This window comes from Vibrio fortis (assembly GCF_000695685.1).
Classification (GTDB): Bacteria; Pseudomonadota; Gammaproteobacteria; order Enterobacterales; family Vibrionaceae; genus Vibrio; species Vibrio fortis_A.
The window spans coordinates 61,822-87,685 of the sequence record NZ_JFFR01000009.1 but is presented as its reverse complement, the minus strand read 5'-3'; the positions used below and the strand labels follow the sequence as shown (position 1 = coordinate 87,685).

Sequence of the window (25,864 nt, the reverse complement as noted above, 5' to 3'; positions counted from 1 at the left end):
AAAGAAATAGATTAGTAAACCCAACATGAAGAAAATCATCACATTAAGCTTGCTTACGCTAACACTAATGGGCACATATGGTTGCTCCCATGAACCTGTTATTCCCGCATATCAAGCGTCAGGTGAGCTCCCTACTTATCAGCAAGATAGCTTTGATCGCTACCAAGAAGAAACACAGCAATGGCTGGCTTCTCACCGCATCTTTGTCTCAGAAGACCACCAAAAAGAGATTGAGTTAAACTCTCCGACCGAATATCAACCAGATCAGCCAAACGGCAAAGCAGTTCTCCTTGTGCATGGGCTTGGCGATTCTCCGTACTCATTCCACGACGTCGCTACTTACCTTGCTCAACAAGGCTATCTGGTGCGTACTGTTTTACTACCAGGTCACGGCAGTCGTGTTGCCGATTTAATGTTGCCTTCTTTAGAGGACTGGCAAGGCGTTGTGGCTCATCACACCAAGCTGCTTCAACAGGAGTATGATTCAGTGTGGCTCGGAGGTTACTCAACAGGTGCTAACCTAGTGACTTCACAAGCGATGAAAGACGATACGATTTCCGGTCTACTGCTGTTCTCGCCAGCGTTCCAGCCGAACTCTTCAGCGGTGCAGTTTGCAGAGCTCGCAAGCTACTTTGTCACATGGGCCGATCAAGATCCTGAAGACAATATGCTGCGCTACAACTCGTTGCCAATGAATGGAGCATCGGTTTACTACCAAACCTCTGAGATTGTGCGCAACGATCTCCAGCAAGGACAATACGACAAGCCGGTATTTGTATTGATGAGCGAAGGCGACAGCGTCATTGACACGCAATATGTGGAAAATGCCTTTAGCCAATCGATGCCAAATCCAAGCAACGTGATGATTTGGCAAGGGGAGCAAGAGTTAAGCGATCCAAGAGCGGTGCGTTACAGTATGAAGCTACCAGAGCAACGCATCTCTAATGGCTCTCATATGGGGCTACTGTTCTCTCCACAGAACCCTTATTACGGAGTAAACGGTAGCGAGAAGATCTGCTCCAATGGTCAAGTTGAAGGACTAGAAGAAGAGTGCCAAGCTGGTGAGGAAACATGGTATTCCGCTTGGGGTTATCAAGAGCCAGACAAAAATCACGCTCGCTTAACCTTCAACCCATACTTTGAAGATAACATGCACAAACTTAGTGAGATGATGGCGTCTGGCAGTGTTATGGCAAACTCAAAATAAGCTCATAGCCAGTTACCATGCTCAAAAAAAAACAAGGCTCACCACAATACATGATGAGCCTTTGTTTGCGTTTTAAAGCGTCTTTTCTAGATTGTCCATACCACACGTGCAGCCAATAGAATCAATACCACACCCGATAGCCTATCTATCAACTGGGCTTGCGAACGGATGCGATCAACAATAATCGGGCTCGACAATACCAGTGTAATGAAGGTGTACCATAGGCCATCCACAATCAACGGTGTCGATACGATGATTACCTTGTTCATCAGCTCATTGCCTAAAGCGACAAACTGACTGAACAGAGCGATAAAGAACAGCGCGATCTTTGGGCTAAGAATTGAGATAAGAAAGGCTTCACGAGCAGACTGCATATACGTGACAGGCTCCCCACCTTCTAATTTTGCCGCAACACCACCTTTTGAGCGCAGCGCATTAACTCCAAGATATGCCAAGTAAGCGGCACCGGCTAAGCTAATGCCTTTAAACAGCATTGGCGACTGTTCTAACACGACCGCCAAACCGATAATAGTGGCAAACGCATAGATACCGATCCCTGCCGCATGTGCCCAAGCCGCGATCAGACCATTCATTCGTCCACCAGCTAGGCTGTGTTTTGCAATCATTGCTAAGCTTGGCCCCGGTGACATCGCGCCCAACAAGCAGATTGCTAATAAAGAAAACCAAATCGTTATTGTCATTATTCCATTCCTACACTCAATTACTGCGAGCAGACTATCCTCGCTGACTATGTTGTCACCTTAATTTGAACAAGCTATAAATTGAAATCAAAGATAATCATCATTGCTATGATTTGAAATCATACTGATATTGTAACTGGATTTCTGCATAGCAAGATACGCCTTCTCCCGCACCCACTTATGAGCAGAATCATTATCAAACTTAGGGTGCCACATCAGCCAGTAGGTATGACTGTCGGTCTCAAAGGGTAAAGAGCGGTAGGTCAATGATTGATGACGAGCTAAGTTGTAAGCAATGTGCTCGGGTACAATCATCAGGTAATCATCTTGGTTTAGCACGTTACACGCCGCCGAGAAAAACGGTACTTTCAAAGCCACTCTGCGGGAATACCCTAGCTGCTTTAAAGCGATGTCTGCCTGAGTGTCTTTGTCCCCGCCTCCCGTCACTTTAATATGAGCAAAATTAACGAGCTCATCGATACTCAATGTTTCTTGTTGTGCTAAAGGGTGCGAGCTTCTCATCAGGCATACCGATTTGTCTTCACCCAACTTCATACTTGATACATGCTCTGGTTTAGTTGGGAACATGCTAGATGCCAAATGAATCCCCATGTCATGAAGGCATTCAAGGTAACTGGGATCCCACAACCGATAGGCTAGATTGATATGCGGCGCAACCTCAGAAACGTCAGCAACAATGTTGGGCAAAATGTACTGAGCAACATAATCACTCGACGCCAGTACTAACTCCCCTTTCCATTCTTTAGGATCAAAAGGCTGATCATCAAGAAGGTGGTCAAATTCCCCGAGCAACGCATCCAATTTATCTTTAAGTAGCAAAGCACGTGAAGTCGGAATGAGTTTATTGCCGTCTCTAACCAATAACGGATCATTACACAGCTCTCTCAATTGGGAGAGCTGGCGACTGACCGCCGATTGAGTGATATGCAGTCGCTCCGCCGCACGACTAACATGGCACTCTTCAAGCAACACATGCAGTGAACGCAGCAGATTAAGATTAATATTGCCTAACATGAGAGCCTTACTGAGTTTGCTTATTGAAGAATTCAGTGAGCACCGTGTGCGTCATCAGCTGGCGTAGGTCAGCATAGTTGTGCAGCTGATCTCTGATTCGATTGAGATGTTCCATACTTTCAACTTCTACATAGAGCATCATGTCTGTCTCACCACTAATAGAATGACACCACTGAACGCCATCGATTCGATAGATTGACTGTGCATACGATTCACAGCTGTGGTCACTACTGGAGAGATCGAACTTTAATGAAATATAAGCGCATACATTCTTCGACGCATTCGAATCTGCGACTCGCGCATAATAGCCTTGAATGACTTGGTCATTCTCAAGTTTCTTCATTCTTGCATTGACCGCCGAGCGCGATAAATTGACTTCTCTTGCAATATCACTGACCGAGCAGCGCCCATCATTTTTAAGAATATCGACGATTTGACGATCAAATTTATCCATTGTGCTCACGACTTCCATTGTTCTAGTTATTTCAACTTCCTAATTTGACACAAATTTCAACGTTAGAACAGCCGACACTTTCACTTCTAAAAAACAAAACACCGTTAAAATGACACCAAGTTACGACGTTTCGCTAGCTGCAATCTCAGTAATGACGGAGTATGCTTTTGCAATAAAACATAGCGCTGGCGAATTCCTTAAAACACACCAGCCACGATAAAATCTTCAAGGACGGCGAATGACACAACTCAAGCAAGAAATTACCCTGCTTTCCGGTATAGGGCAGCTTTCCACCACCCTACTAGGGACTGGGTTATTTATGATTCCCGCAATAGCCGCAAGTATCGCAGGACAATTATCGTTATTAGCTTGGTTGCTGCTGTTCATTGCTATTTGTCCAATTGCTCTCACTTTCGCAGCACTTGGAAAGCGCTACCCCAATGCCGGCGGTACAGCCTATTTTGTGCGCCAAGCATTTGGGCAACGTATGGAGACAGCAGTAGCTTGGCTATTTGTAAGTGTAATTCCTGTTGGCATCCCTGCGGCGATCGCTCTAGCTGGCGGATTTGCTCAGCAGTTACTTCCGGCGCCTCTAAACGCACCACTCAGTGCCCAGTTTTTAACTGTCGTACTGCTGATCATTGTAAATCTATTAGGCAGCAAGTCTTCCGGGCGACTGCAAACTGTCATCGCCCTCTCTATTCTTGCTCTCGTCGGCGCTTTTATTTGGAAAGCAGATATCGGGATGGCTGACGTCGCGATTCCAAGTGTCGATTCAAGTTCTATGTGGTCAATCGGCTCTGCTTTAGCTGTGATGTTTTGGTGTTTTGTCGGTATTGAAGCATTTGCACACATGGGGGAAGAGTTTAAGAACCCGCAACGAGACTTTCCCATCGCCATCATCGCAGGGTGCTTTGTAGCTGGTATGGTTTACTGGGCTTGCTCAGTGGTGATTTTAAAATTGGGCGCGTATGGTTCCGCTGAATTCGATGCGACAGCAATTCCATGGGTCACAGAACAACTATTTGGTGCAGGCTTCAAAACCGTGATCAGCATACTCGGCTTCTTTGCCTGTTTTGCAAGTCTCAACCTATACACGCAGAGCTTATCACGCATGATTTGGGCTCAAGCTCGTCAACACAATCCAAGTGGTAAAATGGCTCAGCTCAATACACGCGGCGCACCGCTTTACCCAACGATTGCTATCGGTGTTGTAGCACTACTATCTTGCGTGATTGGTGAACTATCTTCATTAGACCTTGAGTTTTTCCTCAAGCTTGCCAACGGGATCTTTGTGTTAGTGTACCTATTGGCGATGCTCGCTGCTTGTCGCTTGCTGTCAGGTTCAGGCCAATACATAGCAATGCTGTCGCTGCTATTGTGTACCTTAGTCTTCATCTGCCTAAGCTGGTCAATGCTCTATGCATGCATCGTGTTTGCTGCCTTGCTGCTACCTTGGCGTCGTTGGCTAGGTCGACCTCGCGTTTCATTGGAATAATCACCTACGCCTCACAATGAGATACTTTCTGCGCCATTACTCACGATAAAAAACTTGAGCAATGGCGCGCATTTTCTGAGGTATTTGTTCCAAAGGAATGTTTCCAAAGCCCAGAACTACGGCACGCCAGTCACGGCCATTATTTTTCGTGTATTCGTAAAAACTAAACGGACGCACGACAATGTTTTCTCGCTCTGCCCTTTCACTCCAATCTTGTTCTGAAATCCCGCCATACCACTTCACCGTAACATGCAACCCGGCCGCTTGGCTTATCACTTCAAGGTCTTGGCCGAACTCACGCTCTAATGCTGTTAGCATAGCTTCATGCTTCTGCTTGTATAGACGTCGCATTTTTCTAATGTGCCTTAACAGGTCACCTTCATTAATAAAATCCGCCAACGCTTCCTGAGTATGCGTAGGTGAGTCGCCAGTAATAGCGTCTTTGATTTCTAAACAACGAGGTACCAACTGTTTAGGTACTACCATGTAGCCAATTCTCAAGCCATTGAACATCACCTTACTGAGTGAGCCTACGTAGATCACCCGCTCGTCTTGCTCTAGCTTACCCGCCAACCCTTGCATGCTGGTGTATGGGCGATGAGCAAACTGAAATTCGCTATCGTAATCATCCTCAATAATCCAAGCCTGCTTCTGTTTTGCCCAATCAATGATCTTGAGTCTCTGCTCCGTAGTAAGCGTAGTGCCCATTGGATATTGATTACTTGGCGTGACATAGAGCGCGTGAGCTTGGCTCGCCAGTACTTTATCTAAACACAGCCCTTGCTTCTCACGCACCGGAACAGGCTGCATTTGGAGTTGTAAAAGGTCGATGATCTTATGAACTTGGCGGTACCCGGGCTCCTCCATCAAGACTTCATCTCCAGCCTTAAGTGTCGCCATCAACGCGATTGAGAGCGCCTGTTGTGCACCAACCGTAATGATGATTCGACTGTAATCACAATGAACAGAGCGGCTACTCGCCAAGTAATGACTCAAAGCTTCTCGAAGCGCAATGGAACCTTGAACCTGCTGATTTCCTGCAAGGTTTAACCGCGTCACATGCCGCTGCAGTAAGCGCTGCCATTTAGCGAATGGGAAAGCTTGGAGATCGGGCACGCCGGGCGCAAAGCCCTGATTCACATCAAAAGGCGCCTTTCCATTCGCATCATTGGGTTCTTTGCCTACCGTTTCCGATAGAGCTTTTGAAGTCCCTAAATAGTATTCGGGCTGTTCTATCGAAACAAAATAGCCCGCTCCTTTTCGGCTTTCTATGTAACCTTCACTCACTAGCTGTTCATAAGCAAAAATCACTGTATTACGGCTGACATCAAGCTCCAGAGCTAGCTTGCGAGTAGAAGGAAGCTTATTCCCTTTACTCCAAAACCCACGCACTATCTTTTCTCGGATAGCGTGAAACAAGGCGTTCTGACGTGTTGTTTTACTGAGATCTAATGACAGGTCTCCGATATCAATTGGCTGCATAACTGGATCCAAACACTCTTCAAAAGTGGCTCTATTTATGTATCCAGTTAACCGTTAGATTGAGTAAAAAGCAATCATGGAGATGTCATTATGTTATCGAGAACCAACAGAACAACGATTAAGAAAGGAACCCACAAAGCGGAGTTTGAACAGCAAAAGCTATACGACATCATTGATGAAAGTCTTATTGCCCATATCGCTTTAGAGGGGGAGCAAGGTCCGGTGGTCATCCCTATGCTAGCGTGGCGTGTCGATAACCATGTTTATATCCACGGCGCTAAAAACAGTCGTCTACTTAGAGGATTAAAGAAAGGTGCTCAGACTTGTCTCACATTCACTTTGTTTGACGGCTGGGTTTTAGCGCGATCGGCTTTTCACCACAGTGCTCACTATCGTTCTGCAGTGGTATTTGGTTCATTTGAGATCATTGAAGATACAAACGAAAAAGACCGACTGCTCAATCATTTCATTGAGCAGATAGCACCAGGTAGAACAGAAGAAGTGCGTCTGAGTAGCCCAAGAGAGTTAGCAGCCACAGAACTGCTGGCCATTCCGTTAACCGAGGCTTCAGTTAAAATCGGTAAGCACGGCGTGAACGACGATGAGTCTGACCTCGAAATTCCTGTGTGGGCGGGAGTGCTACCTTACAGAACGGTCGTAGGCCCACTCGAAACCGTGCCTGAATTAGAAGGTAAGATTGATATACCGGACTATTCTGCCGCCTACGGCTCTCGTTGGAGTAATACGCCAAACAGTAACAACAATGCTTAGCATTGAAGCCGCTTAGAAGTGAGCCTGAAAACGATCGCGATACTGCTTAGGTGTTAAACCTCTATGTTTTTTAAACATGCGGTTGAAGCTCGCCGTATTTGTATAACCAAGGCGTGTCGCAATCTCATCGATAGGCGTGGAATAACGCAATAACTCAACCGCCACGTTACTCAACGCGTAACCCGTAATGGTTGAGAATGTAACTCCAAGACGATGCAGTCGCCTCTGAAATTGTTGCTCCGATAACCCAAGCAAAGAAGAAACTTTGGCAAGCGTTGGCAAACCAAAATGTCGGCTGTAATTGATCATCTCGTAGATCACCTTATGCTCATCTTCTGCGTCGGGCATATTTAGGTAATTGTCCAAATCGTGGTAATTCATTGCTAGGTTGGCACGCCCAGCAGATCGAACTTGGTTAACGGATAGCCTCAGATTACTCGGCAACCACACCTCAGTTCTCGGTTGCCCCCATTGAATTGGACAATCAAAGTACGCTTGGTAAACCTCAACATTTTTACGATGGCCAGCAATACACACTGCAGCAGGTTTGAAATCTTCACCAAGATACATTCGCAATATCTTAGTCATGAAAATAGCGACCCGAATGGAGTCGTGAACCTTACCTTTCGCGCTATACGCCGGGTTCTCATAACACCATTTAATCAACGGCCCCACTTCCGCACCATAGAGATACGCACCAGACTGCAAGCAATGGAGGCTTAAGTTTACTCTGCGAATGGTAGAAGCGAGGTCATGCCCAGAGAAAAACCAATTCGCTAATGGTCCCGCTTTCTCAATATCAACTTTTTGCCCTATCTGCAAAATGATGTCTGGGTTGTGTGTCTGCTGCTCTAAGTTCTGATACCACTCGTCAACTTCTGTCACAGGTATCAAGTTCATCGGATTATCAAACACCGACCTTGGAATACCCAAACTCTCAATGTTTGCCATCTCATTAGCCGAGACTTGCTGATAAATACTAAAAATACCCAGAGCCCGCAAAAAGTTAACGTTATGCACAAAACCACCCATTCATCATAGAAACGAAACAATTTTAATATCACAAATAACAGATCACATCAAAATAGACCTAATTTAGAAATAATCTGTACCTTTGTAACTATATTATCTGACATAGCTCACAATTGCGTTTCTTAGTTAACGTAGGGTTTATCAATGAGTCTTCTTAGTGTCCCGTTTGTTGGAACCGGTGCCGATACAGCACTTCACGTCGTAGCAGGAATTGTGCTTGTCGCGACTATTGCTGCTGCAGGTTACGGTTTCTGGCGAGTTCATGAATTGCCAATTAATAAAGCACATAGCAAAGAGCACCACCAATTGGGGCTGATCACCGCGCTCACCTGGATAGGGTTTATCTGGCATTGGGTATGGGTACTGGCTGTAATTCTCGCATTTGTCGATATGGAAAAGGCAATTATCAATCTCAGGGATACTTGGCGTGCACCTTCGCCAGGGAAAACTGCAACTCAAGAGAGTGATAACAACGAGGAGAAGCCAGCATGTTAGAAGGTTTAGCTATTTGGGCTCTTTTCATTTATCTGCTTAGATTAGTCGGTATGCCTTGGAACAAAGGAACCAAAGCGTTTGCTTACCTAGGTGGTACATCGTGGTTGCTGTTTGTATGGGTTGGATTGATTAACTATACCCCGATGGATCTGTCAGGCGGCTCTGTAGTCCAATCGCCGCATATTCAGCTGCGACCGGATTCAACAGCAGTGTCAGGTAAAACAACTAAGGTTCACATCACACCGAACCAAGATGTAGAAGAAGGCCAGCTTATCTATGAAATTGATGACACCAAATATGTCATTGCTCGTGACAAGGCAAAGATTCAGCTTAATTCAGCGCAAGTTGCTCTAGAAACAGCGCGTCAAGAAGTCGATATCGCGAAGATTTCGTATAAGTCATCACTCGAAGACATCAATTCGACAGAAGCAAAAATTGAGTCTGCGAAAACTGACCTTGTACTGCAAGAGAAAACACTTAAACGCTATTTGCGTCAAAACAGCGTGGTAGAGCATACGATTACGGAATCGGACATTGATCAGCAAACAGCTACTGTCGATTTGGCGAAACACAACCTGACGACACTGAAGTCTGAGCTTAGTAAGAAAAAGGTAGATACCGAAAACGCTAAACTAAACATTCAAAAAGCAGAAACCAATGTCACTAAAAAGCAGACTGACGTAGACACGGCAATCTCTACATTGGCTCAAGCGGAATGGGATTTAAAAAGCACTAAGGTAACCGCACCAACAGATGGCTTTGTTACTAACTTCATTCTTCGTGAAGGTCAACGTGTATCGATGATGCCACGTATTCAGATGTACACCGAAGAGAAGTACGTACTGATGCGTGTGAATCACCAAGCGATTCGTAACATTAAAGTGGGTCAACCAGCGGAGTTCGCAACAGCGGTGTATCCGGGTAAGATCTTCTCTGCAACGGTGGAAGGCATTGTTGAGGCAACAGGTGAAGCGCAAGCAACGCTACTGGGTATCGATGAATCGGTTCGAGCAACGACAGGCAAGAACTTACAGAATAAACACCACTTCGTTCGTTTGAAGGTTGAGGAAACCGAAGGCTATGACATTCCCGTCGGCTCAGTTGGTCTTGCATGGGTCAGTGGTGAGAAGCCGATCAGCTTTATGGCATTCTTAGATGTAATTCGTGGCATCATTATTCGAATGAAATCTCAGCTGTACTTCTTCTACTCGATATAACGGATACGCTCCAACAAACTAAGAAACAACAAGGTCAGCGTTTTGCTGGCCTTTTTTATTATTCAATACATTGCATTTATGTGCCATTCGCAATTTGGAATTGCAAATTGCAAAAACAACGGTCAAATACGCATCAAATTGATATAAAACAGCCGAAAATGGGCCTGTAAAAGTTGGCACACTACCTGCAATAATACTAGTGACCCTTCTTAAGCCGAGGGTCACCTAGCCAACTGACGTTGTTAGTGAACCTACATTGTTCACACTATATATAAGCCAATTGCCATTTTGCAGTTGGCTATTTTTTTGTCTAAATTTCTGCAAAAATTTACAGACACCTATTCATCCCAATAACAACCAATTTTCATAGCCAAGCCCCTCCAAAAGAAACACAACCTCTATTGGAAAACGTTTTCCTTATAAAAAATTAAAAAAACACAAACCTACAAGCAATTGTTTTAATTAAAAATAAAATTATCATACTGACTTTTAGGTAGCTTAATGACAAAAACAACATTGACTATGTGATTTATATCACCATAATGCGCACGTTTGTCTGAAATATGGCGAGCGTAATTAGTTTAATTTATAAATTGCGGAGGTAAAAAATGGCTGCGGATAATAACTACAGTCTAGGGCCGGTTCCAACATCGGCTAGGAAAGGAGTCGCTTCATTAACAATGGTAATGTTAGGTTTGACTTTCTTCTCCGCAAGTATGTGGACAGGCGGTTCGCTCGGTACTGGTCTCTCCTTCAATGATTTCTTCCTCGCCGTTCTTATCGGTAACCTAATCCTTGGTATTTACACTTCTTTTCTTGGCTACATCGGCTCTTCTACTGGCCTCTCAACCCACCTTCTCGCTCGATTCTCTTTTGGTACTAAAGGCTCTTGGCTTCCTTCAGCTCTCCTTGGCGGCACACAAGTTGGCTGGTTCGGCGTTGGCGTAGCAATGTTCGCAATTCCAGTACAGAAAGCGACTGGTATTGATACAAATACCCTAATTATTGTTTCAGGCTTGTTGATGACGGCGACAGTGTACTTCGGAATCAAAGCCTTGATGGTCTTATCGGCGATTGCTGTTCCTGCAATTGCAATCTTAGGTGGCTACTCAGTGATGACGGCTGTAGACAGCGTTGGCGGCTTGGAACAACTTCAGCTTATCAAACCAGAAACCCCGATGGATTTCTCTATGGCGCTGGCTATGGTTGTAGGCTCTTTCGTTAGTGCAGGTACGCTCACTGCCGATTTTGTCCGCTTTGGTAAAAAACCAGCAAGCGCAGTTCTGGTTACTATGGTCGCTTTCTTCATCGGTAACTCGCTAATGTTCATCTTTGGCGCAGCAGGCGCAGCGGCGACGGGCCAATCAGACATCTCTGATGTGATGATCGCTCAAGGTCTACTGCTTCCTGCTATTATCGTATTAGGTCTGAACATTTGGACAACCAACGAAAACGCGCTGTACGCATCGGGGCTAGGTTTCTCAAACATCACAGGTCGTTCGAGTACACTAATGTCGATCATGAACGGCATCATTGGTACGATTTTCGCGCTTTGGTTGTACAACAACTTTGTAGGCTGGCTAACGTTCCTGTCGCTTGCGATTCCACCGATCGGTGGCGTTATCATCGCCGATTTCTTTGCTAACCGTAAACGCTACAAAGATTTTGCAAAAGCAGAGTTCCAAACCGTGAATTGGGCTGGCATTATCGCGGTTGCAATTGGTGTTGCTGCAGGTCACTTCCTACCAGGTGTTGTTCCTATCAACGCTGTGTTAGGCGGCGCTATCAGCTACCTAGTGCTCAACCCTCTTATGAACAAAAACGCTCTGAAGTCTCAGACGGCTTAAGGAAACATTATGACAACCTTATTGATCAAGAACGCGAAGCTTCAAGACCAAGATGGCTTGAAACAAATTCTGATTGAAAATGGTCAATTCAGTCGCATTCTAGACAATGATGATCAGATTGATCATCAAGGTGACACTCTTGATGCTCAAGGCGGCATTGCGGTTACTCCTTTCTGTGAGCCGCACATCCACCTAGATACAACTCAAACAGCAGGTGAACCAAACTGGAACATCTCCGGTACGCTTTTTGAGGGTATTGAACGCTGGGCGGAGCGCAAAGAGTTACTGTCAATTGAAGATGTAAAAACGCGAGCGAAGCAGACCCTGAAATGGCAGATTGCTAACGGTGTTCAGCATGTTCGTACTCACGTTGACGTTTCAGACCCGACACTTATCGCACTCAAAGCGATGATTGAAGTTCGTGAAGAGATGAAAGAATGGGTTGATATCCAGATCGTTGCGTTCCCACAGGAAGGCATTCTTTCTTACCCGAACGGTAAAGAGCTGCTAGAAGAAGCGGTACAGTTAGGTGCCGATGTCATCGGTGCGATTCCTCATTTCGAATTCACTCGTGAATACGGCGTTGAGTCTCTTCATTACGTATTTGAACTTGCACGCAAATACGACCGCCTAATTGACGTTCACTGTGACGAAATCGATGATGAGCAGTCTCGCTTCGTGGAAACCTTAGCTGCTCTTGCACACAAGTTTGAGATGGGCGATAAGGTTACAGCGAGCCACACTACCGCGATGGGCTCTTACAATGGGGCTTACGCGTCTCGTCTGTTCCGCTTGTTACGTATGTCAGGCATCAACTTCGTTGCAAACCCATTGGTGAACATTCACCTACAAGGTCGCTTCGATGACTATCCGAAACGCCGAGGCGTAACTCGAGTGAAAGAGATGCTCGCATCAAACATCAACGTATGTTTTGGCCATGATGATGTTTTCGACCCGTGGTATCCACTTGGCACAGCAAACATGCTGCAAGTCCTGCATATGGGGCTGCACGTCACGCAAGTGATGGGTTACGATCAAATCAACCAATCATTAGATTTGATCAGCAAAAACTCTGCTCGCACACTGAATATCCAAGACAAGTTCGGCATTGAAGTGGGTAAACCAGGTAGCTTGTTGATTCTTCCAGCTGAAAATGGTTTTGATGCTGTACGCCGCCAAGTACCCGTTCAGTACTCAGTGCGCCATGGTAAGGTGATCGCAGAAACACAGCCTGCGCAAACCAAAATTAACCTAGATAAATCAGAAGCAATTAACTTTAAACGTTAGTATCGTCTACACTGATAGAAAAGGAAGCGAGTTAGCTTCCTTTTTTGTTTGTCGATTAGAGTGAAAACGTAACCGCTGCAAAATCAGCAAGCCCTTATTTTTTCTGCCCTAAGCGGCAAAAAAGTCGCCAAATTCGTAATGAATGTGTGTACAACGATGCAGACTGTGTTAACATGCTCTTGCTCTGTTAGCCGGAGTTATTTAAGTTAGAACCAAAGTAAAATTGACAAGTAAAATCGTTACCCGTTTTTGTAAGTAGTTTTTCCTTATTTCTTAGCAATATTAAATAATTCAATTATCAGCGCATTGCATTAATGCAATCAACAATTTAGTAATTTTTTGAATAAGGGACAAATTATGTCTAACACAAATACTGGTACTGTAAAATGGTTTAACGAAGAGAAAGGTTTCGGCTTCATTTCTCAAGATAACGGCGGTGCTGACGTATTCGTTCACTTCCGTGCTATCGTTTCTGAAGGTTTCAAAACTCTGAAAGAAGGCCAAAAGGTTTCTTTCGAAGTTGAAAACGGTCAAAAAGGCCTACAAGCAGCTAACGTTGTTGCTCAATAATAGCTTCTAGCTAAAAAGATTTTAAAGCGCTGGTTTTTACCGGCGCTTTTTTGTTTCTGCTCACAAATAGTTACTATCACTCCCACCCCATTACATTCACCAAACCAATACCTTGCAAGGTCTCATTTGGTGACATCTTGCCCAATAAATACTTAGTAACACAAAAACCCACAGAAAATGAGGTAATTTATATAACCCGCATCCATTAATCGTATAATTTTTAAAGCAAATAGAGCGAAAATCCGCTAGTCTTGAGTTCACGTTAGATTTAGCTGGTTTATATATCTGCAAGTAAGATAATGAAGAAAGACGAATTTCAGAAATCCACCGCAAATTTAAAGAAAGCGGTGCCACTTATGATGAAAAATAGAGTGTCTACCACACCTGCAAACTACGCCCTGTGGTACACCTATGTAGACAACGCCATTCCACAACTCAACAAAGACATGGACGGTGTGTTAGAACATTATGGTATCTGTCCACCAGCACTTGGTGAGCAGCTGTACAACGACTACGTTGCGAGTAAATCCGAAACCACCATTAATGATTTGCGTGCCAATCTAGAGTTGTTGGTTTCTGAAGTATCGAGTTCGATGAATGACACACTAACCGATACATCGGCGTTCTCTGAAATGATCGACAAGAGCTTCGAAGACTTATCCCAAGTCGATAACAACAGTATGTCGATTGATGAGGTGATGTCTCTTGTTCGTCAGTTGGTGTCTGAATCACAAAATATTCGTCACTCTACCCAATTTCTGAATTCACAACTGAATGCCGCGACTTCTGAGATCAGTAAACTAAAAAGTCAGCTGGTAGAGGTGCAAAAAGACGCACTCTTTGACAGCCTAACCACTCTTTATAATCGTCGCTCTTTCAATAAAGACCTGCACATGTTGTGCGAATCTGATCAGGCACTGTGTTTGGTGCTGTTGGACATCGACCACTTCAAAACCTTCAATGATACTTACGGTCACCTGTTTGGCGATACGGTCTTAAAAGGCATTGCGCGTAAACTCAAGATGGCTTGTCGTGATGGTATCTCAGCTTACCGTTTTGGTGGCGAAGAGTTCGCGATGATCATTCCTAATAAGTCATTGCGTATCGCACGTCAGATCGCTGATACGAGTCGCCGCTCTCTAGAAAAGCTTTCGATTAAAGATCGTCGCAGTGGCGAGCAAGTGGGTAACATTACCGCTTCATTCGGTGTTGCCGAGCTACAACCAAACGAAACGGCCGATTCATTGATCGAACGTGCTGATAAGCTTCTATACGAAGCTAAGTCTCTAGGGCGAAATCGAGTTATGCCATTATAAGCTGATTACTATTGCTCGAATGGTTGTTGTCTAAAGACTGTCACTCTCAAGCTGTAAGTGTAAAAGCACTGTGTCACGGCCTAGGTTGTGTTAGTTTGCCCTCAATAATCGACAAAGCCCCATCAATATAGACGGGGCTTTGTTTTTCTTAGAAGCACATTAGCCATTTAACGTTGTCAGTGTCCCTTATAAGCACTTAAATGTTGTAGCAGTAATTTAAGCAGTAATCTTCGCCACTTTTTGCACGAAATTCTTTGTCTTCACTACACGCCTTCGGCTTACCCTTCTCATCACCTTGAACCAGACTGATCCAGTGACGTAAGGCAGCGGTTTCGCGCTGTTCAGATTGAGTCGCTTCCATTGGTGATTGACCGAAAGTCGTACAAGTCTCCAACTGGATATCATCAATATCAACCAGTTCGATACGCCCTGTCCCTTTGTGGCAACCAAACATTACTTCAAGGTGACTACCGCTTCCATCACGGAACAAAATTGAATCTGGGTCGCATTTCTCGCCCATGTAGGCAACAAACTGCTTAGGATGTTTAAGTCCGCTGTGTTGACCATCTTTGAAATATGCCATGATATGACGGTAATCGATTACATAGCTAGTTACGTCTTGATGTGAACCATTCTCTAGTGGAAACAGACGGTCTAGTAGCTGTTTTGCTTTAATCTGTTTTTCCGTTTGCTGGTTTGCACTGAGCGTCTCCACGGCAAAGACAGCTTCAGCGATAAATGGCTTAGATTGTTTTTGGATTTCAGTTTTATCGAATGTCAGCATATTCATAGTCTTTCCCTCTTGACCAGTCCGATGAAAATTCATCGATTTTCATAGCAAATGTGTGCCCTAGAGCAATTATTCCAAACAAACGTTTAATTTCTTCGTCATTTTGTGAATTGCTTAGTTTGTAGACTAGCGCTTTTTTACCTACAATTTCACAACAAAAATTTTACAATGTGAATTTTACAAATATGGCCTTGTCAAAAAGTTTAGTTCGTCAATCTCATTTCTTGGGTACGAAGATACGTAACCTACGGAAACGCAACCATTTAACTATGGAAGATCTCTCTGCTCGTTGCATTAGAGTGAATCCTGAGTACGCCCCTTCAGTCTCTTATCTCTCTATGATTGAGCGAGGGAAACGCGTCCCGAGTATTGATATGCTCGAGGTGATCGCAGAAGTTTTTCAGAAAAATCCCACTTGGTTTTTGGACGATGAGCCAGAACAGCAAGCGATAACCCCCGACAAGGGTAATCGTGGTGGGATAAGCGGAATGGCTTTAGAGCCAAGTTTCCTGTTCTCGAATGACATTCTTCAGATTGCCATTCCAGAAATGCTCTCACAAACGGGCATTTCTGGACGGCAATTTGCCCACCTACTCATCCGAGCGCATCAAGAAAGCAACCAAAACCACTTCCCGGATTTGGAACGCGCAGCCGAAGAGGTAGGACTGAAACGTCTTAACTTAAGTGTTGAAGACCTTATCGATATTGCTCGCGGATTAGGAATACAAATTCGCTGGGTAACGCGCACTCCACAGGATGTGGTGGATGAACTAGGGATAAACGCGAAACAATTAGTCACATCATTCTTTGAGCCTCCTGGCACCATTTATCTCAATGAGATACTTAAAGAATATCCAACCCGCCTCAAGTATGACCTTGCTGTTTACATTGGCCACTGTATTTTGCACAGCAAAGAGGGGCTAAAGAGCGTGTTGTCTGTGGGCAATAACAACACTTGGGACGATGCCCAAAGCAAGACGTCTTCACAGCTTAACTCTCAAGACATCCTACAAGCGTGGCGAGACTTTGAGTCTAGCTTCTTTGCTGGTGCTCTACTCTGCCCTAAAGTGCCGTTCAGACAGCTACTGGATAGAACTGGTTATGAAATCGACGTACACAAAAGAGCGGGGGTTTCCCCCTCTGTTGCGATGCGAAGAATGACTGTAGTATCGCCCTACCCTCACTGGCACTACTTTGATGCTTACGGTCCAGGGAAACTCAAGGCGGTATATCGAGGCAACGGAATCCCACTTCCATGGGGTAACATGCGAACGGTAGCCGACCCATGTCAGCACTGGGCAGTTTTCCGTCGATTATCAGAACCTAGGGACGGCAGCTCTGCTCAGATTTCAATTTTGAATGTGGGCGACGAGCCTCGAATCTACTGTTGTGAATCCATCAATATGACGGACCCAGCGGGTAATAACCGCGTATTGTGTGCAGGCATAGACCTCAATCCAGCTATTGATGCGCAAGGTGGTAATTCGCGAGAAATTGCAGAACAGCTAAAAGCTTCCTGTGTAAACAATGGCGGGTCAGTCGCTATTCCACGCAATATCAAGAAGGATCTTACGACCATCGCGAAGATTCTAAACATTAACTGGATTGAACGCGGGATAGAAACAGAGGCAAGACTCATTTGTTCTCGAGGTGGAGAGTGTCCGCGCCAGCCAAGCTGTTACTCAAAATGTGGTGAAAATTAATCATTGCCAAAGCATCAACTTAGAAATTGCAGGCAAAAAAAAACCAACCACAATAAACGTGATTGGCTATATATTTTGTGTGAACAATAAAGGTTCACTAACAACGTCAGTTGGCTAGGTGACCCTCGGCTTAAGAAGGGTCATCTATACTAATGCACTATGCGTGCCAACTTTTAAAACCCCATTTTACTACGCATCAGCACACTTATTGGTCGTTTATGACTTCGTAATTTGCAATTTGAAATTGCATTTTGCAACCAATGCTAATAACGCTAGTGATTATGTTGTTATTACTGAGAACCAATAAACACTCTTTAAACAGCTTTTCAACGCTCACCAACTTCAAAATTCATAAACAATACGTAATATATTGAAAGAAAAGCCTATTCTCTAGCGACCAAAAAAAAACGCAAACATGATTAAATCAGTTTGCGTTCTTGTTTGTTAGGGCAGCGACAGGCTGTTTGCGAGCTTATTACCTGGTGTTAGTTCCAGACTTTGGCTTGCTGCGACTACCTGTATTCGATTTACCTGCTGATCCCTTAGGACCATAGCTTGAGCCATAACCCGATTTACTTTGACCCGCTTGGTTAGATTTACCACCGCTGCGTTTCGCAGATGATGGCTTCTTTCCGCTCCCTACAGGCTTCGAGTTTGAACCCGTACCATTCGCCGGCTTCTTGCCTTTGCCACGCTTAAAGTTGCTCCCATTGTTCTTAACAGAAGCATCATCACCACCTTGCGCTCTATGAGCTGCATCCGGCTGACGTTTAGGTGCAGGGCCTGTGCCAGGCGCATGGCGTTTGTTCTTACCCACGGGCTTATGACCACGAGCATTGTCAGATGAACGTTGGCCATCCGAATGCTCTGTCTTTGGCTTCTTAGGCTTTTTCGGTTTCTTAGGCTTAATCGGACGCGTATCCAACTTAGATTCTGGCAATTTGTTTACTGGGCTGAAGCCTTCTAGCTCACGACGCTCTAGAACTTGCTGGATAAGGCGCTCGATACCAAATAGCTCTGAAGCTTCATCTGCACACACTAAAGAAATAGCCTTACCTACCTCACCCGCACGGCCTGTGCGTCCTATACGGTGTACATAGTCCTCAGAGACATGAGGAAGGTCGAAGTTGACCACTTGAGGTAGTTGAGGAATATCAATACCACGTGCAGCAATATCCGTTGCAACCAAGACTCTCACCTGGCCTGTCTTAAAGTTTTCTAACGCTTTTGTACGCGCACCTTGGCTCTTGTTGCCATGGATTGGCGCCGCAGTAATACCTTGGTCGCCAAGAAAACGAGCCAGTTTGTTTGCTCCATGTTTTGTTTTGCTAAACACCAGAACCTGCTGCCAATCATTATCTTTAATGAGCTTGGCTAGCATTGGCGCTTTCTTTTTCTTGTCGGCAGGATAAATGCTCTGCTCTACCGTTTTCGCCGTCGAGTTCGCTGGATTTACTGAGATCTCGACAGGGTTATTCACAAGCCCTTTTGCTAGGCTGCGAATTTCATCTGAGAATGTTGCTGAGAACAGTAGGTTTTGACGCTTCTTAGGCAAGAAAGCTAAGATCTTGCGAATATCACGGATGAAACCCATGTCTAGCATTCGGTCAGCTTCATCTAATACCAAGATTTCTAGCTGATCAAAACGCACTGCATTTTGGTTATAAAGATCAAGCAAGCGACCCGGTGTTGCAACCAATACATCGCTACCTTTGCGCAGCTTCTGCATTTGCGGATTAATCTTCACGCCACCAAATACTACCGATGAGTTCAAAGGTAGGTTGATGCCATATTTCACAACACTACCGTTGACCTGTGCAGCCAACTCGCGAGTCGGTGTCAAAACCAAAGCTCGTACTTGATTAGCGCGCACGCGTGGGCCTTTAGAAAGAAGCTCAAGGATAGGGAGCGTGAAGCCAGCTGTTTTACCTGTACCAGTTTGAGCGGCTGCCATCACATCCTTTCCCTTCAAAACGGCTGGAATCGCCTTTTCTTGGATAGGTGATGGCTTGTCATAACCTTGTGCTTCAATCGCTTTTAGAATAGGAGCAGAAAGGCCTAGGGAGGTAAAACTCATAGAATAATGTCTCAGTTAACGAAAAGGTAAGCTCAGTGCGAGGTTCGCATGGGCTGTGTAACGCTAAATCGTGACCAACATCGCGTTACGAAGCGCGGTATTCTGAGGCTTTTAACCCAATTCAGCAACTAAATTCTAATTCGACTTGTATTAACTTGCGCGCTTTCTCTGGTACATTTTTTCATCAGCGGCTTTTAGTAGCTCATCGACATCATTAAACGCCTCGGTGTACGCTACCCAGCCGATACTGGCATTTAGAGCAATCTCCTGCCCATCGAATTCGACAGGTCTCAGACAGATATCTCGCTCTAGTTTGCTTCGAATTGAGAGTAGGTTCTGATCATCATGCACTCGTGGCAGTAAAATCAGGAACTCATCGCCCCCCATGCGTGCCACGATATCAGAGCTACGAAGTACAGTACGAATACGCTTTGAAACCTCAACCAGTACCTTATCGCCTGCAGCATGCCCATAGGTATCATTAATTGACTTAAAGCCATCGAGGTCAATATTCATTACCGAAAAACGTTCTGAGCCACTACTCTTAGCATATCTGAAAGCCATTTTAAGGCTGTACATGAAATAACGTCTGTTCGGCAACATCGTCAGTTCATCGTGCATTGCGCGCCCGTGAGCGACGGTATAGAGACGATAGATAGTAAAAAAGGCTAGCGAGAGCAAAAGCAGTACGGAATAGCCGATAATACGCATAATGTTTATACGTATCCATGACACATCCATCAGTACCTTCTCTTCACCTGACAGAGCTAAAAACCAGCCGCCATATGGGAAGTTCGCCATTTCAGTAGCAAATGCGGATTCAAAGACGCTCTCATCACCATAGAAAACATCACCATCTTTTCCCGCGCTATTGAAGCCTCGGATAGCAAAATGATAACGACTCTCCAACTGCTCAGCACCGGCATCTTTTAATAAGGATTCCAAACTGATAACCGCGCTTGATACTCCCCAATACTCTCGATTAAAGGGAGGGTCCATAAAGATGGGAGTTCGAGTGATCAGTGCCCAACCACCCTGGAAGAGTTCTACGGGGCCAGAGATGAAGGTTTTTCCAAGTTGACGAGCTAAAACAACCGAAAGCCACTGTTCTGGATGGTCTCGATAATCAATGCCTAGGATGCTTTCGTTACCTTCCATCGGGTATACGAAGCTGAGCACATCGTTTTGTGCCAGTCCTATCAATTGGATATGAGAACCATCTTGAATAATGCTATCTGCAATCTTGTTCCACTCCTCAACACTGCCTTGGGGGGCAATAGCGACTTGAGTGGACATACCGTTAAGAAGGTACATATCGGTCACGATCACCGCTTCAATGCGTGACCGTACGACGGCTAGTTGTTTTTGAGCCTCTGCAAAGGCTTCGTTCTTTAAGAAAGTGATCTGCTTTTGATGAAAAAATTCGACCGCACTGATGGTCGTTAGCAAAAATAAACAAGATAATATCCTGGCAGACCACTGCTTACTTGAACGATTCGTCATAATTCGTTCCCCCTGCTCTGTCTATTATTGGATGTTTATTGCCAAGAAATAAGGCTCAATAAACATCAATCACTACTTTTTGCTTTAGTTTGTCTATTAGTATGCAGTTAACAGGCCAAAAATCTATAACTTGCAAAAACCGCATGCGAATAGTGAGCTTTTCATCACCAATAAACATTTATTGAAATTATCACTTTGCTTTAAATGGTTTTCTTGAGCTATAAAAATAACAACAAGCTGACCAAACACTTACATTCACTATATAGCTCAGTGCTATTTTTGAGCTCTCTCCCTCTGCTCGGTACCTTTGATATGAAGCTAAAAACAATAACACTCTGTATTTTGCTATCGACCTCCGCTATTGCTGGCGCATATGCGCAATCTAATGCAACAGTTGAGAGTACAACGCAACAAAATGCCGCCCTAAGCAAACACAACTCATCACAACAACAAAGCTTCAAAGCTTCTGCCGATATCATTCGAAACACATACGAAAGCCAACTTTACACCCTACCTGCGTTTAAAGAAGGACACTATGGTGTTCGTATGTTCCGACAAACCGAAGATGAAAAATACGCTGCCGCAGTTTGGAGTGACATGGCACGCGTTGCCAGTAAGCTGAGCAGACTTTCTAATGAGGTTTATACCCAAGAACAAATTGTGCTCTACTCTGAAAAGCGCATTGCGTCATATGTTGATGAAGAAGATGAGCGTAGCGTTCGTCGCTACAACATCACTAAGCATATGCCAGAATATCTATTCTTAGGAGTTGATCTACTCGGATCAATGGCTCGCGCCAACGAGTATGGGTTAGAACATAAAAACGATGCCAAACTAAGAGAAGTTATTCGCCGCTACGATTTTTCTAAGTACGCAACCAACGAAGAGATGGTAAAAGCTTGGGCTGCACAGCTAGCAAATCAAGTGTACTGGCTGCGTCAGTTAGGTGAACAAGATGTGGTTGATGAGTTCGTTGAGACATTCAAATCCGCTTACCCTGACGATCAGGACAAAAAGCTCTCTACCCAACAGTTTGGTAATAAAATCTATGGAATGACACACATCATTTTTGGTGATTCAGAATACTACCAACATCAAGTCAGTGAAAAAGAGCACCAATGGATTTACGATTACTTCCGTGAAAACATAGACACAATACTGTTACGTGCCAAGGAAGATGTGATAGCCGAGGTTGGTTTAACCTTCTTATTAGCAGGCTTAGAAGATGATCCAGTTGTAGAGAAGACTCGTCTGGCAATACAAGCGTCTATCGATAAACAGCAAGGTATGATCCCATCCATTACGGGTGATTTTGATTTAGAGTATGGTGAGCATCGAAATGTTCTGGCTATTATGCTGCTCGATTGGCAACAAGTGAATGAAGCTCCAACTTTCCAAAAGCATCCGGAAGTATTCAAAAGTCTGCCTTACGGTTTAGTGGAGAACAAGCCGCACTAAGGACTCGACTTACCGTCGCTCAGCACTCAAGTCTATACAATCAACCCAAGCATCCTCAGCTTGGGTTTGTTTCATTGGTTGATTACTTTTCCGTTATTTCCGTTTGCTCTTCACTTCGCTTTGTTCATTACAATCGTAAAATCACCATCGCAGTAACCGTCGATCAGCGTGACATCTTCACAGAGCGTTTTGCAAAATCGGTAAACCCCTTGTGGGTGGTAGCTGATGAGCAGTTGGCGAGCTGGATAGTAATGTTTGTCTAACAAATTAAACACCACCGTTTTGTTCGCCAACGCATACATTCTTGTGATCATTGAAGTCAGATAGTGTTCGTTTTTAGATGCGTAATTCAACGAGCCACTCGCCACTACCACATCATGTGGCTTCAAAGTAATCGTGCTGATATCGCCACGTGTAAAGGCACAGGTTGCATTTTGATATCGCTCTTTCGCCTGCTGATAAAACGCCGTATGCTGCTCAACCCCAAGATAAAAAGGTATCGAGTATTGTGCCGTCAAGAACGGATACAAATCGCCATAACCGCAACCAAGATCAAGTACCGTCTGTCCATCAAACTCGACATTACTAGCAATCGCAGAAAAACGAGCATGTTGTGAATCTCGGTCGGTCCAACCGAGAGAACGCGCGCCATCTTTGGGCCAGCGCTTCGACTGCTTCCGGTGGTACCAATATATTCGGAGTCTATCGAACCAGTGCATTATTTCGTATCGCTAGAGGTCGGTAAGTAACTACCGATCTTGTAACCAATGGCATAACCCACCACCGCTACCGTGACAAAAACCATCGCGGAGAAAACGTAAGCAACACTCGCCATCACGCCGCCTCCCCAAACAACACTAAATACCAAACCTAGATACGCTTCTTTCGGCCATTGCGTCACTGGAAAGTGGCTATCACCAGCCAACAAAAAAATCAGAGCGGATACTAATGAAATAGCAACCAGCAAGCCAGCACATACTCTTGTTTTCATAAAAAGCCTTTCTTAAATAACGCGATAAAACAATGCTTTGGGAACAACGCATATTAGAAGTATATACGAGATGGATTCACCCCACTATTCCCCTTACGAGCGATACTGAATTTTCCAGAGCAATCAACACGAAAACAAAAAAACGGGCACTTAGGGAGAAAAGCCCCAAGTGCCCGTTAAATACATATATGGTTCTACTCTACTGCTCTCGCATCGTCATAAAGGTGGCAACCGAGAGAAAGAGTAACCGCAGGTTATAGCAAGATAAAGATACCCGCCAAGCATGCACTCATTAGGTTAGCTAATGTGCCTGCTGCAACCGCTTTAAGACCAAGGTTTGCCACCTCAGCACGACGCTCAGGAGCGATAACACCGATAGAACCTAACTGAATCGCAATAGAACCGATGTTCGCAAAGCCACACAATGCAAAAGTGATGATCACTTGGCTGTGTTCTGAAAGTAGCGCTTTGTTCTCGACGAAATCGATGAAAGCAACAAACTCATTCATAATGATCTTCTGACCAATGTAAGAGCCTGCCATTAGCACTTCATCGCTTGGAATACCGATAACCCAAGCCAATGGTGAGAATAGGTAACCAAATACAGCTTGTAGCGTGATCCCAGTAAAGCCAACCGTTTCACCTAGGCTCTCAAGGCCTGTATTGACCATTGCGATAACACTCACGAAGGCAATCAGCATAGTACCAACAGCAACAGCGACCTTCATACCGTTCATTGCACCACTCGCTAACGCGTCGATGACGTTGCTCTGATCAGCCTTGTCCAGTTCAATGTTGTCGTAGTCACTCGGTGTGCCTAGCTCTGGCACAATGATTTTAGCCATTAAAAGACTACCCGGCGCGGCCATGAAGCTTGCTGCAATAAGGTACTTAAGTTCAACACCAAGTCCAGCATAACCCCCTAACACGCTACCCGCGACCGATGCCATACCACCAGCCATCACCGCAAATAGCTCTGAACGAGTCATTGATTTTAAGAAAGGACGAATAAGAAGTGGCGACTCGCCTTGAGAAAGGAAGATGTTACCTGTTGCGACCAAAGACTCTGCTTTACTGGTACCCAATAATTTTTGAACGGCACCACCCAGAACTTGAATCACTTTCTGCATCACACCCAGATAGTAAAGTGCAGAAATCAGCGCGCTAAAGAAGATAATGATAGGAAGTACACGCACTGCGAAAATAAACCCTTCAGTAGCAAGGCCACCAAATAGGAATGAGATACCCGCATCTGCAAAACCAAGCAAGCTTGATACACCACTACTTAAGCTAGTTAATGCCATTTGCCCCCAAGGGAAATACAACACTAGTGCAGCAAAGCTAATTTGAAGTAGAAAAGCGCGGATTACCGTTTTCCAGTTGATCGCCGAACGGCTCTCAGATAGCAGGTACGCGCAAGCAATTAGTGCGAAAACACCAACAAAACCAAATAAAATATTCATAAAATTGTCCTAGAAATCTTTAAAGAGTGAACATGAGCCAAGCGAATGACATCAAAGGAAAAGGACAAAGAATCGCAAGCAATACGCTACGCGAAGAGGGCGTTAACAACGTTAACGAATGTAACAACGAATTGTTCATGTAAGATCACCTTATACAAGCAGTGGAACGCAGCTGGTCCGGTCCGTGGGGTCATTCACATATCCATGTGACGGCTTGTATTGGCTAAGCACCGGCTTAAAACCGGAAGAGAAGTATAAACAACTTAATGAGACTTTCATCACATTTTTAAAAGCAAACGATCGCGCGGTTAAAGATGCACCAATTCGCTCAAATTTGATGGGATTTATCGGAAAACAGAAACAAAAAAAGCGACAATTTTCATTATCGCTTCTCTTAGGCATACGTATTAGGGCACATAGGTCCAACGAATTAAAACAATCCCAATAACTATAATTAAGTAGCAGAACGTGACTTTATAACGTCCACGTTGTGTTTTTACGCGATTTGTTCCAACTTTCATGTTCCATCATTTAACCGGCTAGGTCCGTTATTTAACCAATTTGGCCCTTTACTTAACCAACTTAATTCACTTAACCAACTTAAAGTCATAGCGGCCATCGTTTTCAGCTCTTTCTTCGAACAACAACACATCCTCATGAAAGGTCAGAGCGATAAGTTGATCACTGTACTCATACAGATAGGAGACCGAATACTCTTTATTGAGCTTTTGTTTCGGTTCACCCAACAACTCAATCACTTCCTGTCGGGTCGTTTTCTTCTCTACAAGCTGTTCAAGTTTTGTGTAATCGACATTCTTCGGGCGATCGACGAGTTGCCCCAGCTCGTCAGAGAATGATACCCATACCCCACTCATCAATAGAGCCAACAACACAAGCAATGTTTTATTCAACACAACACCTCTCCTAAACTGAATAGTAAAGATTACCATCAAAGAGCAGCAATAGC

Annotated in this window: 23 protein-coding genes; 11 read left to right on the top strand and 12 right to left on the bottom strand. The window is 44.6% G+C overall.

The genetic code is table 11. The features are described from left to right. Window positions 1–25 precede the first annotated feature (25 nt). Window positions 26–1,207, top strand: coding sequence for an alpha/beta hydrolase (locus VFDL14_RS15910; protein ID WP_032550235.1), 1,182 nt, complete (start codon window positions 26–28; stop codon window positions 1,205–1,207). A gap of 86 nt (window positions 1,208–1,293) precedes the next feature. Here the strand turns inward: VFDL14_RS15910 and VFDL14_RS15915 are convergent, their stop codons facing one another. The 3 genes from VFDL14_RS15915 to VFDL14_RS15925 form a co-directional block, all read right to left on the bottom strand. Then, window positions 1,294–1,908: a LysE family translocator gene (locus VFDL14_RS15915; protein WP_032550234.1), complete on the bottom strand. Its 615-nt coding sequence runs from the start codon at window positions 1,906–1,908 to the stop codon at window positions 1,294–1,296. Window positions 1,909–1,995: 87 nt separating this feature from the next. Then, entirely contained in the window at window positions 1,996–2,943 is a 948-nt protein-coding gene (locus VFDL14_RS15920; protein ID WP_032550233.1) for a LysR family transcriptional regulator, read from the bottom strand. 7 nt (window positions 2,944–2,950) lie between these two features. Beyond that, complete coding sequence (locus VFDL14_RS15925; protein ID WP_032550377.1) at window positions 2,951–3,397, bottom strand: Lrp/AsnC family transcriptional regulator; 447 nt, start codon at window positions 3,395–3,397, stop codon at window positions 2,951–2,953. A 238-nt stretch (window positions 3,398–3,635) separates the two neighbouring features. Between VFDL14_RS15925 and yjeH the strand changes: the two genes are divergently transcribed. Next, complete coding sequence (gene yjeH / locus VFDL14_RS15930; RefSeq protein WP_032550232.1) at window positions 3,636–4,895, top strand: L-methionine/branched-chain amino acid transporter; 1,260 nt, start codon at window positions 3,636–3,638, stop codon at window positions 4,893–4,895. Between the two features lie 36 nt (window positions 4,896–4,931). Here yjeH and VFDL14_RS15935 read toward each other — a convergent pair whose 3' ends face one another. Beyond that, complete coding sequence (locus VFDL14_RS15935) at window positions 4,932–6,377, bottom strand: PLP-dependent aminotransferase family protein (protein ID WP_032550230.1); 1,446 nt, start codon at window positions 6,375–6,377, stop codon at window positions 4,932–4,934. A 90-nt stretch (window positions 6,378–6,467) separates the two neighbouring features. Between VFDL14_RS15935 and VFDL14_RS15940 the strand changes: the two genes are divergently transcribed. Continuing rightward, entirely contained in the window at window positions 6,468–7,148 is a 681-nt protein-coding gene (locus tag VFDL14_RS15940; RefSeq protein ID WP_032550228.1) for a pyridoxamine 5'-phosphate oxidase family protein, read from the top strand. Between the two features lie 12 nt (window positions 7,149–7,160). On the opposite strand, the gene VFDL14_RS15945 is transcribed toward VFDL14_RS15940, so the two are convergent. Further along, window positions 7,161–8,168, bottom strand: a complete 1,008-nt coding sequence (locus tag VFDL14_RS15945; protein WP_032550376.1) for an AraC family transcriptional regulator — start codon at window positions 8,166–8,168, stop codon at window positions 7,161–7,163. Between the two features lie 156 nt (window positions 8,169–8,324). Between VFDL14_RS15945 and VFDL14_RS15950 the strand changes: the two genes are divergently transcribed. The 6 genes from VFDL14_RS15950 (at window position 8,325) to VFDL14_RS15975 (ending at window position 14,912) form a co-directional block, all read left to right on the top strand. Continuing rightward, entirely contained in the window at window positions 8,325–8,675 is a 351-nt protein-coding gene (locus VFDL14_RS15950; RefSeq protein WP_032550226.1) for a hypothetical protein, read from the top strand. Next, window positions 8,669–9,892 (top strand): HlyD family secretion protein, encoded by a 1,224-nt coding sequence (locus tag VFDL14_RS15955; protein ID WP_032550225.1) that lies wholly within the window; start codon window positions 8,669–8,671, stop codon window positions 9,890–9,892. Before VFDL14_RS15950 ends, VFDL14_RS15955 begins: the two co-directional genes overlap by 7 nt. 608 nt (window positions 9,893–10,500) lie before the next feature. Further along, entirely contained in the window at window positions 10,501–11,739 is a 1,239-nt protein-coding gene (gene codB / locus VFDL14_RS15960) for a cytosine permease (RefSeq protein ID WP_032550224.1), read from the top strand. A gap of 9 nt (window positions 11,740–11,748) precedes the next feature. Continuing rightward, window positions 11,749–13,026, top strand: a complete 1,278-nt coding sequence (locus VFDL14_RS15965; protein WP_032550223.1) for a cytosine deaminase — start codon at window positions 11,749–11,751, stop codon at window positions 13,024–13,026. Between the two features lie 357 nt (window positions 13,027–13,383). Beyond that, on the top strand, window positions 13,384–13,596 hold the full coding sequence (locus VFDL14_RS15970) for a cold-shock protein (protein ID WP_004740083.1): 213 nt from the start codon (window positions 13,384–13,386) through the stop codon (window positions 13,594–13,596). Window positions 13,597–13,895: 299 nt separating this feature from the next. Beyond that, window positions 13,896–14,912, top strand: a complete 1,017-nt coding sequence (locus tag VFDL14_RS15975; protein WP_032550222.1) for a GGDEF domain-containing protein — start codon at window positions 13,896–13,898, stop codon at window positions 14,910–14,912. Window positions 14,913–15,108: 196 nt separating this feature from the next. Here VFDL14_RS15975 and VFDL14_RS15980 read toward each other — a convergent pair whose 3' ends face one another. Then, the gene (locus VFDL14_RS15980; protein ID WP_032550221.1) at window positions 15,109–15,702 is read right to left on the bottom strand and encodes a malate synthase; all 594 of its coding nucleotides are present in this window, start codon (window positions 15,700–15,702) and stop codon (window positions 15,109–15,111) included. Between the two features lie 170 nt (window positions 15,703–15,872). Between VFDL14_RS15980 and VFDL14_RS15985 the strand changes: the two genes are divergently transcribed. Beyond that, a complete protein-coding gene (locus VFDL14_RS15985) occupies window positions 15,873–17,405 on the top strand; it encodes a DUF3612 domain-containing protein (RefSeq protein ID WP_084181830.1) in 1,533 nt (510 codons plus the stop codon). Window positions 17,406–17,880: 475 nt separating this feature from the next. Here VFDL14_RS15985 and VFDL14_RS15990 read toward each other — a convergent pair whose 3' ends face one another. Then, entirely contained in the window at window positions 17,881–19,482 is a 1,602-nt protein-coding gene (locus VFDL14_RS15990) for a DEAD/DEAH box helicase (RefSeq protein ID WP_032550219.1), read from the bottom strand. 150 nt (window positions 19,483–19,632) lie between these two features. Then, entirely contained in the window at window positions 19,633–20,985 is a 1,353-nt protein-coding gene (locus VFDL14_RS15995) for a diguanylate cyclase domain-containing protein (protein ID WP_032550217.1), read from the bottom strand. Window positions 20,986–21,297: 312 nt separating this feature from the next. On the opposite strand from VFDL14_RS15995, the gene VFDL14_RS16000 reads away from it, so the two are divergent. Beyond that, window positions 21,298–22,443 (top strand): DUF3541 domain-containing protein, encoded by a 1,146-nt coding sequence (locus VFDL14_RS16000; protein ID WP_032550375.1) that lies wholly within the window; start codon window positions 21,298–21,300, stop codon window positions 22,441–22,443. 110 nt (window positions 22,444–22,553) lie between these two features. Here VFDL14_RS16000 and VFDL14_RS16005 read toward each other — a convergent pair whose 3' ends face one another. The 4 genes from VFDL14_RS16005 to VFDL14_RS23635 form a co-directional block, all read right to left on the bottom strand. After that, window positions 22,554–23,162 (bottom strand): class I SAM-dependent methyltransferase, encoded by a 609-nt coding sequence (locus VFDL14_RS16005; protein ID WP_032550215.1) that lies wholly within the window; start codon window positions 23,160–23,162, stop codon window positions 22,554–22,556. After that, window positions 23,162–23,434, bottom strand: coding sequence for a hypothetical protein (locus tag VFDL14_RS16010; protein WP_032550214.1), 273 nt, complete (start codon window positions 23,432–23,434; stop codon window positions 23,162–23,164). The genes VFDL14_RS16005 and VFDL14_RS16010 overlap by 1 nt, the downstream gene beginning before the upstream one ends. 254 nt (window positions 23,435–23,688) lie before the next feature. After that, complete coding sequence (locus VFDL14_RS16015) at window positions 23,689–24,897, bottom strand: NupC/NupG family nucleoside CNT transporter (RefSeq protein ID WP_032550213.1); 1,209 nt, start codon at window positions 24,895–24,897, stop codon at window positions 23,689–23,691. A gap of 587 nt (window positions 24,898–25,484) precedes the next feature. After that, window positions 25,485–25,811, bottom strand: a complete 327-nt coding sequence (locus tag VFDL14_RS23635; RefSeq protein WP_050487361.1) for a hypothetical protein — start codon at window positions 25,809–25,811, stop codon at window positions 25,485–25,487. Window positions 25,812–25,864: the final 53 nt, after the last annotated feature.

Excerpts from the sequence above, each read along its gene's own strand:
- VFDL14_RS15970 (WP_004740083.1), top strand. The coding sequence starts at position 13,384 with ATGTCTAACACAAATACTGGTACTGTAAAATGGTTTAACGAAGAGAAA.
- VFDL14_RS15925 (WP_032550377.1), bottom strand. The coding sequence starts at position 3,397 with ATGGATAAATTTGATCGTCAAATCGTCGATATTCTTAAAAATGATGGG.
- VFDL14_RS15980 (WP_032550221.1), bottom strand. The coding sequence starts at position 15,702 with ATGAATATGCTGACATTCGATAAAACTGAAATCCAAAAACAATCTAAG.
- VFDL14_RS16000 (WP_032550375.1), top strand. The coding sequence starts at position 21,298 with ATGAAGCTAAAAACAATAACACTCTGTATTTTGCTATCGACCTCCGCT.
- VFDL14_RS15940 (WP_032550228.1), top strand. The coding sequence starts at position 6,468 with ATGTTATCGAGAACCAACAGAACAACGATTAAGAAAGGAACCCACAAA.
- VFDL14_RS15965 (WP_032550223.1), top strand. The coding sequence starts at position 11,749 with ATGACAACCTTATTGATCAAGAACGCGAAGCTTCAAGACCAAGATGGC.
- VFDL14_RS15990 (WP_032550219.1), bottom strand. The coding sequence starts at position 19,482 with ATGAGTTTTACCTCCCTAGGCCTTTCTGCTCCTATTCTAAAAGCGATT.
- codB (WP_032550224.1), top strand. The coding sequence starts at position 10,501 with ATGGCTGCGGATAATAACTACAGTCTAGGGCCGGTTCCAACATCGGCT.
- VFDL14_RS16005 (WP_032550215.1), bottom strand. The coding sequence starts at position 23,162 with ATGCACTGGTTCGATAGACTCCGAATATATTGGTACCACCGGAAGCAG.
- VFDL14_RS15915 (WP_032550234.1), bottom strand. The coding sequence starts at position 1,908 with ATGACAATAACGATTTGGTTTTCTTTATTAGCAATCTGCTTGTTGGGC.
- VFDL14_RS15935 (WP_032550230.1), bottom strand. The coding sequence starts at position 6,377 with ATGCAGCCAATTGATATCGGAGACCTGTCATTAGATCTCAGTAAAACA.
- VFDL14_RS16010 (WP_032550214.1), bottom strand. The coding sequence starts at position 23,434 with ATGAAAACAAGAGTATGTGCTGGCTTGCTGGTTGCTATTTCATTAGTA.
- VFDL14_RS15955 (WP_032550225.1), top strand. The coding sequence starts at position 8,669 with ATGTTAGAAGGTTTAGCTATTTGGGCTCTTTTCATTTATCTGCTTAGA.
- VFDL14_RS15975 (WP_032550222.1), top strand. The coding sequence starts at position 13,896 with ATGAAGAAAGACGAATTTCAGAAATCCACCGCAAATTTAAAGAAAGCG.
- VFDL14_RS15920 (WP_032550233.1), bottom strand. The coding sequence starts at position 2,943 with ATGTTAGGCAATATTAATCTTAATCTGCTGCGTTCACTGCATGTGTTG.
- VFDL14_RS15950 (WP_032550226.1), top strand. The coding sequence starts at position 8,325 with ATGAGTCTTCTTAGTGTCCCGTTTGTTGGAACCGGTGCCGATACAGCA.
- VFDL14_RS16015 (WP_032550213.1), bottom strand. The coding sequence starts at position 24,897 with ATGAATATTTTATTTGGTTTTGTTGGTGTTTTCGCACTAATTGCTTGC.
- yjeH (WP_032550232.1), top strand. The coding sequence starts at position 3,636 with ATGACACAACTCAAGCAAGAAATTACCCTGCTTTCCGGTATAGGGCAG.
- VFDL14_RS15995 (WP_032550217.1), bottom strand. The coding sequence starts at position 20,985 with ATGACGAATCGTTCAAGTAAGCAGTGGTCTGCCAGGATATTATCTTGT.
- VFDL14_RS15910 (WP_032550235.1), top strand. The coding sequence starts at position 26 with ATGAAGAAAATCATCACATTAAGCTTGCTTACGCTAACACTAATGGGC.